This window comes from Phytohabitans kaempferiae (genome assembly GCF_042433955.1).
GTDB classification, from domain to species: domain Bacteria; phylum Actinomycetota; class Actinomycetes; order Mycobacteriales; family Micromonosporaceae; genus Phytohabitans; species Phytohabitans kaempferiae.
Genome location: NZ_JBHLUH010000017.1, coordinates 49875 through 60282, shown reverse-complemented (window position 1 = coordinate 60282; position 10408 = coordinate 49875). Strand labels below are relative to the sequence as shown.

The window sequence follows — 10408 nt, the reverse complement described above, 5'->3', positions numbered from 1 at the left end:
AACACCGATTTTCAGCCCGGAACGGGCCGCCCGCCAGAGGCGACAGGGACTAGATCCAGCCCTCTTCCCAGGCTTTGTGCGCGGCGGCGTGGCGGGAGCTGGCGCCGAGCTTCGTCATCGCGGCGGAGAGGTAGTTGCGGACCGTCCCCGGGGCGAGGTGCACCCGCGCGGCGATCTCGTTGACCGAGGCGCCGGTGCGGGACGCGCGGAGCACCTCCAGCTCGCGCTCGCTGAGCGGGCAGGGGTCCTCGGTGAGCGCGGAGGCGGCGATCTCCGGGTCGACGTACCGGCGACCGGCCGCCACGTCCCGGATGATCTCGGCGAGCCGGGTCGCCTCGGTGGTCTTCGGTACGAAGCCGCTCACCCCCACCGCCAGCGCCCGCCGCAGCACCGCCGGCCGGGCGTGCCGCGTGACCAGTACGATCCGGGTCGGCAGCGCGGCCCGGATCTCCTCGGCGGCGCGCAGCCCGTCGGTGGGGGGCATCTCCAGGTCGAGTACGGCGATGTCCGGCCGGTGCTCGCGGGCCAGCCGCACCGCGCCGGTGGCGGTGGCCGCCTCGGCGACCACCTCGATGTCCGGCTCCAGGGCGAGCAGCGCGGCGAGCGCGCCCCGCAGCAGGTCTTCGTCGTCGGCGATGAGCAGGCGGATCACGGCGCCCCCACCGGGAGGGTCGCGGCCACCTCGAAGCGCTCGCCGTCGCGCCGCCAGGTCAGCTCGCCGCCGGCCGCGACCAGCCGCTCGGCGAGCGCGGCCAGGCCGGTGCCCGGTGCCCCGCCCGCCGCCGGTGCCGCGCCGTCGTTGCGTACCCGAAGGTGGGCCCGACCGCCATCGACCAGCAGCCGGACGTCGGCGCGGGCCGCCCGGCTGTGCCGCAGCACGTTGGTGGTCGCCTCTCGCATCACCAGCCCCAGCAGGTGGCGGCCGGTGGCGGAAAGCTCGGCCGGGGCGGTCGCGAGGTCCATCCGCGCGTCGATGTCGGCGGCCGCGAGCACGCGCGTGGCATTGGAGATCTCCTCCTCCAGCGTCGTACGCCGGTAGCCCTGCACCAGCGCGCGGGTCTCCTGGAGCGCGTCGCTCGCCAGCCGCCGCACCTCGCGCATCTCGCCGGCGGCGCGGGCCGGGTCGGCCTCGGCGAGGCGCGCGGCCAGCTCGCTCTTGAGCGCGATGACCTGGAGGTGGTGGCCCTGGATGTCGTGCAGGTCGGCGGCGAAGCGCAGCCGCTCGTCCTTGACCGCCAGCTCGGCCGCGAGCCGCCGCGCCTCGTGCAGCCGCCCGGCCACGTCCCAGGCCCAGAGCGGGCCGAGCGTGGTCCAGCCGGTGAAGAGCACGAGGCCCGCGGGGAAGAGCGCCGCGTAGAGCGGGCCGCCGTCGCCGGCGAGCAGGGCGACAACCGTTCCGGGTACGGCCGCGGCCGCGGTCGCCCCGCCCAGCAGCCACCGCTGTCCCCGCGCCGGCCGGAACGTCGCCGCGACCGCCACCGTGATCGCCGGGGCGACCGCCCAGCGCCCGTACTCGCCGGAGCCGAGCTGGAGCGCGCCGGCCACCGCCGATCCCGCGGCCGCGGCGGCGAGCCATCCGCGCGGCGTGGCGTGGGCCCGCGCTCCCCCGGCCAGCCGGCGGCGCAGCAGCGCCACGCCGGCCACCGTGGAGACGGCGAGCGCCGCCCCGCCGAGGAGCCGGGACCACGCGGGCGCGTCGCCGCGCACGACCCAGCCGCCCGCGAAGATGACGAGCACGCTCACGACCGCGCCGGTCAGCGTCCACCACGTGTACCGGCGGAGGCTCAGCAGCCCCGTACCATCCGCCACGCGGCAATTGTGGCAGCTCGGCGGCATGACATGTGTCATGAGATCACGTGCGGAGAACACACTGGCGCGCGGCGCCCGCGTCCTCCAGGATGGAGCCCAGATACCCCCACCCAGTATCCGTATCTGAAGGGACGCTCCGATGAAACGCTTCCTCTGGCACTACGTCGAGATGATCATCGCGATGTTCGCCGGCATGCTGGTGCTGGGCCTGGCCCGCGCCGGGCTCCTCTCCCTGCTCGGCGTCGAGCTCTCCAGTGCCAGCCAGCCCGAGATCGCCGCCCTGCTGATGGCCTTCGACATGTCGGTCGGCATGGTCGTCTGGATGCGGTACCGCCGCCACGGCTGGGCCAGCACGATGGAGATGGTCGGCGCGATGTTCGCGCCGGTGGTCGTGCTCGCGCCCTTCACGCTGGCGGGCGTCATGTCCGGCCACGCGCTGATGATGGCCCTGCACATCGCCATGTTCCCGCTCATGCTCGCGGTCATGCTCCGCCGCCGCGCGGAGTACTCCCGCAGTCACGGGGAGCACGCCCACGAGGAGCGCGCCAGCGAGGAGTACGCCCGGTGAGCGCGGCGACCGTCGAGGCCGGCCGCGGCACGCCGTACCGCGTCCTGCGCGCGATCGGCCGGCGGTGGCCGGCGGGGCTGGCCCTCGTGATGTCGGTGCCCATGGCCGGCGGCGCGGACGTGGCCGGGCAGGTCTCCGGCCTCGGCGAGGTGCTGCTGCTCCTGCCGATGCTCTACCTCGTGACGGCGCGCACCGGGCGGCGCGGCCTCTCCTGGCCGCTGCTGGCGGCGGCGTTCGGCCTGATCTTCGCCGTGCGCGGGCTCGACCTGGTGCCGGCGCCGTTCCTCCTCGTCCCGCTCGGCGCGGCGCTCCTGGTGTGGAGCGTGGTGGGCGGGCACGCGCACCGCGGCGGCGTACGGATCCAGGCGCTGGGCCTGGTCGGCTTCTCCGCGCTCGCGCTGCTCGGGCTCGCCCTCGACCCCGACGTCGGCCTCTACGTGGTGGCGGCCGGCTGGCTCCTCCACGGCGTGTGGGACTTCGTGCACCTCAGGCTGGACCGGGTCGTGGCCCGCTCGTACGCGGAGTGGTGCGGCGTCGTCGACATCCTGGTCGCGGCGCAGCTCCTGGCGCTCGCGTGGTGAGCCGCGCCCGCCGCTCGCGGCTACCGCTCCTTGGGCAGGGCCAGCACCGCGTCGGCCACGTCGTCGAACATCTTCTGCCCCACCTCGGCCTTCACCGGCTTGATGCTCGCGATCGAGGTGCTGGTCTGGTCGCCGGCCAGCAGGTCCATGGTCACGATGAGGTTGCCCTTCAGGATGCCGACCACGCTCTGGCTGTAGTGGACGCGGGCCACCTCGACGTCCGCGTAGAAGGCGTAGTAGCCCTCGTCGTATCCCGCGCCTGGCTTCGCGTCGCCCACCTGGAGCACGTCGGAGCGCTGCGTGGGCGGGCCGGTGAAGGCGGAGTGCCCCTTGTACCAGTCGCCGTCCTTCTGCGTCTGGTAAAAGGTGCGCGTGCGCCGCGCGTTGCCCCAGTCCTCAAACCGGACACGCAGCGTGTAGGGCCGGTCCGGCTGCTTCGACCGCACCGAGACCGCGCAGCCGACGTCGAGCCCCTCTTTCTCCGGCTCGGCGCCGACCACGCTCAGCTTGCTGCGCTTGGCCGCCGCGCACACGTCGGCCGAGGACGGCAGCGCGTAGAGCGGACCGGCCTCCTCGGTGGGCGAGGCGGAGGGCGAGGGCGCGGCGGTCGCCCCGGCGCCGTCCGGCGGGGCGTCGCCGTCGCCGCCGATCACGCCACAGCCAGTCACCGAGAGCGACAGGACAAGTACAAATGCCAACAGTCCACCGCGACGCGGCGGCAACCCCCGCATGCCATCCACGCCGGACATAGTGCCACGCCGCTACCCATCCCGCAGCGCACGACCAGGGCACATCGCGCGCTCGGCCGATGCCGTCGATCGATGTTCATCTCTACGATCCATTGACATGAGACTCTCCGCCGTTCCCCTCCCCCGGATCGCCGCCATCGCCGCGGCGGTCATCGTGGCCCTGGGAACGATCACCGTCCTGCCCGCCCCGGCACACGCGGCGACCGCGGCCTTCGTCAAGGAGAGCCAGTGGTCCACCGGCTACGTCGGCAAGCTGACCGTCACCAACGACAGCGCCGCCACCATCACCTCGTGGCAGGTGACCTTCGACCTGCCGGCGGGCACCACGCTCGGGTCGTACTGGAACGCCCGCATGACCCGTGACGGCTCCCGCTTCGTCTTCGCCAACCTGCCGTGGAACGGCACGCTCGCGGCCGGTGCCGCCACCAGCTTCGGCTGGGTCGCCAGCGGCGGTGGCGAGCCGCAGGGCTGCACGGTCAACGGCTCCCCCTGCTCCGGCGCGCCGCCCGCCCCCGACGTCACACCGCCCTCCACGCCGACGAACGTCCGCCTCGGCGGCAGCGGCGGCACGGTCACCATCACCTGGGATCCGTCCACAGACGACACCGGAGTGGTTGGGTACCAGATCTTCCACCGCACCAACCTGATCACCACGGTGACCGCACCGACGTACACGATGCCGGTGCCGCCCCCGATGGTCACCACCTTCGGCGTGCGCGCCGTCGACGCGGCCGGCAACCTCTCCCCGTTCACCCCGGTCCACTTCGGACAGATGCCGGATTCGACCCCGCCCACCGCTCCGGCCAACCTGCGCTTCGGCGGCCTCGGCAACACCAGCCACCTGCGGATAAGCTGGGACGCGGCGACGGACGAGACGTTCGTCGTCGGCTACGAGGTCTACCTCAACGGCGTCCTCGTCACCAAGGTCGGTGGCAGCCCCGCCTACGTGCCCTTCCACGGCTTCGGCACATACATGGTGCGCGTGCGCGCCTGGGACCCCTCCGGCAACTTCGGCCCGTACGCGCAGATCGGCCTCGCGGTCGACCCGCCACCGCCGCCTCCGTCCACGCCCCCGGCCCGCTGACCGGGCTCCCCGTCGGTGTCGGTGCCGCCGCGGTCGGCGGCGCCGGCGCTCGGGCCGTCGATCCGCCGGGGGGCGGGACGCCGCCGCCGACCGGGTCAGGACTGGGGCTGGGTGATGTTGACCATCCAGGAGACGCCGAACCTGTCGAGGCACTGCCCGAACTCGTCGCCCCACATCTGCTTCTCCAGCGGGATCGTGATCGTGCCGCCCTCGGCGAGCCGTTCCCAGTACCCGTGCAGCTCGGCGGCGTCGTCGCCGCTCAGGCTGATCGTCATGGTGTTGCCCGGCCTGATCTCCCAGTCGGGCGGCGTGTCGGCGGCCATCAGCGTGTAGCCGCTCGGGGTCTCCAACTGGCCGTGCATGATCTTCTCCGCGTCGGCCGCGTCGGCGCCGGGAAACTGCCCGAACGTGGTCAGCAACAGCTCGCCGCCGAAGACGTCCCGGTAGAACTCAAGGGCCTGGCGCGCGGTGCCGTCGAAGTTGATGTACGGGTTGAGGCGAGAGGCCATCGTCGGGCTCCTTGGTCGAGGACCGCCGCGGCGGCTCGCGGACGGTCGAGGACCGTGGCGCGGAGGCTCTCGGCGGTCGAAACGGGAGGAGTGCTCAACCGCAGGCTAGCCCTGTTCACCCGACCCGGACGGGAAACCGCCGTATCGTGACCGTGTGTCGGCGCGGTGGTGGCTGTTGCACGTCGACCTCGACCAGTTCGTGGCCGCGGTCGAGCTGTTGCGCCGGCGCGCTGTGGCTGATCCCCGCCGTACGCAACGCGCTCGCCACCAACCGCGTCGCCGACGACCCGGTGCGCTTCCGTCCGGCCAAGGCGCTCGGCCCGCTGGTCGGCATCGACTCACACAGCTCGGTCCGCCACGCTGGGTCACGTTCTACGTACCACTCGTGGTCGCGATCCTGCTCGGCGTGGTGGTCAGCCGGCTGATCGAGACCATCTCCGGCCCGTACTCGCCCGCGATGCCGCCACCTCCGCCGGTCCCACCGGCCCAGCCGGCCCCCGTGGCGGGCTGGCCACCGCCGCAGCACTGAGGGTCCGCCTCGTACCCGCGCCCCGCGCCCGCTCGCCGCCGCCCGCTCCACCGGGTCGGCGGCGAGCGGGCGCGGGCGCGTGGTCCGGTTGGGCGGATCACAAGACCTTGGGATAGGCCCCCACGGATGGCAGACTCGGACACGTGCTGCCGGCCGACAACCACGTGCATTCCGAGTGGTCGTTCGACACGGGCGAGCAGGCCTCGATGGCGAAGACGTGCGAGCGGGCGGTCGAGATCGGGCTGCCGGCGGTGGCGTTCACCGAGCACCTGGAGTTCACCGACTGGGTCGACGACGACGCGATCGCGGCCGACGGGCTCGAGCTGGGCTGGTGGGCGAAGATCCGGCCGATCGACGTGGCCGGCTACCTGGCGAGCGTCGAAGAGTGCCGCCAGCGCTTCCCCGGGCTGCGCATCCTCACCGGCGTCGAGGCGGGCGAGCCGCACATGTTCGGCGCGAGCGTGGCGCGCGTGCTGGCCAGCGGGGCATTCGAGCGCGTGCTGGGCTCACTCCACGCGATCCCCTACGACGGGCGGCTGGTCGCGCCCGACAAACTCTTCCACATCCTGGGCACGCGCGAGGTGATGCGCCGCTACTTCACCGACATGGTCCGCATGATCAAAGACAGCGACGCGTTCGAGGTACTGGCCCACCTCGACTACCCGCGCCGTTACTGGCCGGCGGGCGCCCCGCCGTACCGGGAGGCGGACCACGAGGAGGAGTACCGCGCGGTGCTCCGCGCGCTGGCCGGCTCCGACCGCGTGCTGGAGTTCAACACGCGCAGCCCGCTCCTCTCGGTCGACCTGCTGCGCTGGTGGCGGGAGGAGGGCGGCCGGGCGATCTCGTTCGGCAGCGACGCGCACCTGCCGTGGGTCGTGGGCGGCCGATTCGATCTGGCGGTCGACATCGCCGCGGCGGCCGGCTTCACCCGCGGCCGCGACGCGTACGACTTCTGGCGCCGCTAGAGACTGGACCGGTCCGACCCCATGCCCCGTTTCTGCGTAAGACGCGTACAGGAGGGTCAGCATCGCGACGTGGGGGCATGCATCTGCGGACACCGTCGCCGGCCCGCCAAGCGTGATGGATGACGGTTCGCAGTGGCGATTGCTAGGCGGTGACGCCGATCCGGTCTGCGAACTCGCGCATGCCTGGGAGTGCTCGGCGTCTGTCGGCGGATAGCAGGTCTCGGGTCAGGTTCTGCGCCCACGGCCTGGTAGCGGACCTCCTGTGGAGTGTCGCGTTCGGCGGCCAGCAGGGCCTGGAAGGCCCTTTCAGCTCGCGCACGGCCGCGTCGTACGGCGACTCGTCGGCGTCCACCGCGACTCCGGGCAGCTCCCAGTAGTCCTTATACACGGGCTCCACCAGCAAGATCCGATCGTCGCCATCGCGGAGCAGGACAGCCGAGCCCATCCGCTTACGCGGCAGCGTGGCGGTGTAGTCGCCGGACGGTGAACTCACCAGGGGAGGCTACCCGGACCACGCCATCGCACACGGGATTCTCAATCAAGGCAAACGGCATGTGGATGGCTGGTTCATCGCAGTAGGACGCGGACCAGACGGGACCAACGAGCCACGGCGAGGTTCGACCATGGGCGAAGAACCGGGGATGCCGTTGGATGGCGTGGTCCCAGGCTTTGCGGGCCTTTCTTCAGGCACGGAGTCGCTGTAGGTGTTGATGCGCGCTAGGCCGGGGCTAGTCGGCCGGTATCTCGACGGCGATCTCGGTGCCCAGCGCGAAGCCACCGGAGAGGGCGAGGTCGTCGCCGCTCCAGAAGCGGCCGGGGTCGTACCAGTTCGGGTTGCGACCGGCCGGCAGCAGGCCCATCGCCTCGTAGGTGACCGCCACGACCTCGGCGCAGTACGCGCTCTCCAGCCCTTCCTCGCGCGTACGCCGGAACGGCAGGTGGCGGGCGATGCCGCCGCTGCGGATCGGCACGCGCCCGCGGGCCCACCGCCAGGCGAGCTGGGCGCTGGACGGAAACGGCGTGCCGTCGAGGCGGGCGACCGTGCGCAGCACCGCGTCCTCCTGGGCCCGGGTCGGCGGCGGCTCGAGCTGGCGCAGCCAGGCCCGCTGGCCGTAGCGCCTGGCCCAGACGAGCACCGCCGCGCGCAGGTCGTGCAGCTGGACGCCCCGGTGGTGGCCGCCGGACCAGAGGTCGGGCAGCGACTTGCCCAGCTCGGCGTGCCACATCATCGGCGGCAGGTCCTCGATGACCACCGCCATGCCGACGTGGTTGACCGGGCTGTTGGTGGTCACCTGGATCGCCCGGTCGGCCCCCGAACGCCCGCGGAAAAGCCACAGGTCGCCGGTGCGCGTCAGGTCGACAGCTTCATCGAGACCAAGACTGGGCACGGCCATCACCTTAGCCCGGCCCTCACCGCCGCGCCGGGTACGCCACCGCGCCGCACGCCACGGGACGGCGCGCCGGCGCCGTTGGCACTACGCTGTGCGGATGCGTTGGTGGAAGGTGCTCGGGCTCGCCGCGTTCGTGGGGGTCGCCGCCACGGGGGTCGTGGTGGCGCGGGCGGAGCGGCGGCGCCGGGCATACACACCGGAGGAGATCCGCGGTCGCCTGCGGGATCGTGTCGCCATCCCGGCCGAGGAGCCGGAGGGCGCCTAGCCCGCCGCCGGGCCGGGGCCGCGATTGATCGCTCCCACCGCTGAATCGGATCTTGTTCTTCTGTTGGACGGCCCGCCGGCGGATGGCGATAGTGAGATCATGAGCTACGTCGCCGCGACCGACCGATACACCAGTGGGATGCAGTACCGCCGCACCGGCCGCTCCGGCCTCGACCTGCCCGTGCTCTCCCTCGGCTACTGGCACAACTTCGGCGATGACAAGCCGTTCGAGGTGCAGCGCGCGATCACCCGGCGCGCCTTCGACCTCGGGGTCACGCACTTCGACCTGGCCAACAACTACGGGCCGCCGTACGGCTCCGCCGAGGTCAACTTCGGGCGGCTGGTGCGCGAGGACCTGCGGCCGTACCGGGACGAGATCGTGGTGTCGACCAAGGCCGGCTGGGACATGTGGCCGGGCCCGTACGGGCAGGGCGGCGGAGGCCGCAAGTACATGCTCGCCAGCCTCGACCAGTCGCTGGGGCGCCTCGGCCTGGAGTACGTGGACATCTTCTACTCGCACCGGTACGACCCCGACACGCCGCTGGAGGAGACCGCCGCCGCGCTCGACGCTGCGGTGCGCGCGGGCAAGGCACTCTACGTCGGCATCTCCTCGTACGACGCGGAGCACACCAGGATCATGGCGGCGCTGCTGCGCGAGCTGGGCACGCCGCTGCTGATCCACCAGCCGTCGTACTCGATGCTCAACCGCTGGATCGAGACCGACGGCCTGCTCGACGCCACCGCCGAGGTGGGCGCCGGCGTCATCGGCTTCACCGCGCTGGCCCAGGGGCTGCTCACCGACCGGTACCTGAACGGCATCCCGGAGGGCTCGCGGGCGACGCAGGGCAAGTCGCTCGACCCGTCATCGATCGACAAGACCCGGGTCGCCCAGCTCAACGCGCTCAACGAGGTGGCCCGCGGACGCGGCCAGACCCTCGCCCAGCTCGCGCTCGCCTGGGCGCTGCGCGACCCGCGCGTCACGTCGCTGGTGACCGGCGCGAGCAGCGTGCGACAGCTTGAGCAGAACGTGGCGGCGCTGGACAACCTCACGTTCGCCGGCGACGAGCTGGCCGCGATCGACAGGATCCTGGAGGGCCCGACCTCCTCTGTGGACCTGTGGCAGGACGCGCGCGAGGGCGCGCTGTAGGACGGGCCGCGGCACCTCTCGCGGAGGTGCCGCACCATCCCGGGGCGCTGCGTCGAAGCGAGCCGGCGCACGCGCCAATCCACCGGCGCGCGGGCTCGCTCAGGGCCTTATCGCAGCAGCTTGTAGCCCATGCCGCGGACCGTCACGAGGTGGCGCGGCACCGCCGGGTCGGACTCGATCTTCTGCCGGATGCGGCCGACGTGCACATCGACGAGGCGCTCGTCGCCGTACGCGTACTCCCAGACCCGCTCCAGCAACTGTGCCCGGGAGAGCACGCGCCCGGGATGCTGGGCCAGCTCGCACAGCAGCCGGAACTCGGTGCGGGTCAGCCCCACCGGCTGGCCGCCCACCGACACCTCGCCGGCCTCGGGGCGGATCTCCAGGTCGCCGAAGACCAGCGCGGGCACGGCGGCGACCGCGCTCGCCCGGGCCCGCCGGCGCAGCGCCCGCAGCCGGGCCGACAGCTCCTTCACCGCCACCGGCTTGACCAGGTAGTCGTCGGCGCCCGCCTCCAGCGCCGCCACGATGTCGTGCGTGTCGTCGCGGGCGCTCACCACCACGATGGGTACGTCGTCGCGGCTGCGCAGCTGGCGGATGCACTCGAAGCCGTCGACGCCCGGAAGCATCAGGTCGACCAGCACCGTGTCGGCCGGCTCGCGCCGCTGGGCGGACAGCCCTTCCTCGGCGGTAGCCGCGCCGCGAACGGCGTATCCCTCGTCTTCCAGGCCGAGCGTCAACGACAGCCGGATCCGGTGGTCGTCTTCGATCAGCAGAACCTGCTCCATCACGGCATCATCGCCCACTCGCCGCCG

The 10408-nt window shown here is 72.6% G+C and carries 14 protein-coding genes; 7 read left to right on the top strand and 7 right to left on the bottom strand.

All coding sequences use genetic code 11. The features are described 5' to 3' along the window. Positions 1-49: 49 nt before the first annotated feature. Positions 50-652, bottom strand: coding sequence for a response regulator transcription factor (locus ACFFIA_RS13430; RefSeq protein WP_377250513.1), 603 nt, complete (start codon positions 650-652; stop codon positions 50-52). Then, positions 649-1809 (bottom strand): sensor histidine kinase, encoded by a 1161-nt coding sequence (locus ACFFIA_RS13425; protein WP_377250510.1) that lies wholly within the window; start codon positions 1807-1809, stop codon positions 649-651. The genes ACFFIA_RS13430 and ACFFIA_RS13425 overlap by 4 nt, the downstream gene beginning before the upstream one ends. Positions 1810-1948: 139 nt before the next feature. On the opposite strand from ACFFIA_RS13425, the gene ACFFIA_RS13420 reads away from it, so the two are divergent. Both ACFFIA_RS13420 and ACFFIA_RS13415 read left to right on the top strand, forming a co-directional pair. Beyond that, entirely contained in the window at positions 1949-2377 is a 429-nt protein-coding gene (locus tag ACFFIA_RS13420) for a hypothetical protein (protein ID WP_377250508.1), read from the top strand. Further along, positions 2374-2958, top strand: a complete 585-nt coding sequence (locus tag ACFFIA_RS13415) for a hypothetical protein (protein WP_377250506.1) — start codon at positions 2374-2376, stop codon at positions 2956-2958. The genes ACFFIA_RS13420 and ACFFIA_RS13415 overlap by 4 nt, the downstream gene beginning before the upstream one ends. Before the next feature lie 20 nt (positions 2959-2978). Here ACFFIA_RS13415 and ACFFIA_RS13410 read toward each other — a convergent pair whose 3' ends face one another. Next, a complete protein-coding gene (locus tag ACFFIA_RS13410) occupies positions 2979-3656 on the bottom strand; it encodes a hypothetical protein (RefSeq protein ID WP_377250504.1) in 678 nt (225 codons plus the stop codon). 148 nt (positions 3657-3804) lie between these two features. Here ACFFIA_RS13410 and ACFFIA_RS13405 point away from each other — a divergent pair, with 148 nt between their 5' ends. Further along, positions 3805-4791 (top strand): cellulose binding domain-containing protein, encoded by a 987-nt coding sequence (locus ACFFIA_RS13405; RefSeq protein WP_377250502.1) that lies wholly within the window; start codon positions 3805-3807, stop codon positions 4789-4791. Between the two features lie 95 nt (positions 4792-4886). Here ACFFIA_RS13405 and ACFFIA_RS13400 read toward each other — a convergent pair whose 3' ends face one another. Next, positions 4887-5300 carry a VOC family protein gene (locus tag ACFFIA_RS13400; protein WP_377250499.1) on the bottom strand — a complete coding sequence of 138 codons (414 nt, stop codon included), beginning with the start codon at positions 5298-5300 and terminating at the stop codon, positions 4887-4889. Between the two features lie 385 nt (positions 5301-5685). Between ACFFIA_RS13400 and ACFFIA_RS13395 the strand changes: the two genes are divergently transcribed. Next, positions 5686-5829 carry a hypothetical protein gene (locus ACFFIA_RS13395; RefSeq protein ID WP_377250496.1) on the top strand — a complete coding sequence of 48 codons (144 nt, stop codon included), beginning with the start codon at positions 5686-5688 and terminating at the stop codon, positions 5827-5829. A gap of 143 nt (positions 5830-5972) precedes the next feature. Then, a complete protein-coding gene (locus ACFFIA_RS13390) occupies positions 5973-6794 on the top strand; it encodes a PHP domain-containing protein (protein WP_377250493.1) in 822 nt (273 codons plus the stop codon). Between the two features lie 142 nt (positions 6795-6936). Here ACFFIA_RS13390 and ACFFIA_RS13385 read toward each other — a convergent pair whose 3' ends face one another. Continuing rightward, on the bottom strand, positions 6937-7287 hold the full coding sequence (locus ACFFIA_RS13385) for an NUDIX domain-containing protein (protein WP_377250491.1): 351 nt from the start codon (positions 7285-7287) through the stop codon (positions 6937-6939). 235 nt (positions 7288-7522) lie between these two features. Continuing rightward, a complete protein-coding gene (locus ACFFIA_RS13380) occupies positions 7523-8182 on the bottom strand; it encodes a hypothetical protein (RefSeq protein ID WP_377250489.1) in 660 nt (219 codons plus the stop codon). Between the two features lie 100 nt (positions 8183-8282). On the opposite strand from ACFFIA_RS13380, the gene ACFFIA_RS13375 reads away from it, so the two are divergent. Both ACFFIA_RS13375 and mgrA read left to right on the top strand, forming a co-directional pair. Then, complete coding sequence (locus tag ACFFIA_RS13375; protein WP_377250487.1) at positions 8283-8450, top strand: hypothetical protein; 168 nt, start codon at positions 8283-8285, stop codon at positions 8448-8450. Positions 8451-8549: 99 nt separating this feature from the next. Next, entirely contained in the window at positions 8550-9596 is a 1047-nt protein-coding gene (mgrA, locus tag ACFFIA_RS13370) for an L-glyceraldehyde 3-phosphate reductase (RefSeq protein ID WP_377250485.1), read from the top strand. A gap of 107 nt (positions 9597-9703) precedes the next feature. Here mgrA and ACFFIA_RS13365 read toward each other — a convergent pair whose 3' ends face one another. Beyond that, positions 9704-10381, bottom strand: a complete 678-nt coding sequence (locus ACFFIA_RS13365) for a response regulator transcription factor (protein WP_377250482.1) — start codon at positions 10379-10381, stop codon at positions 9704-9706. Positions 10382-10408: the final 27 nt, after the last annotated feature.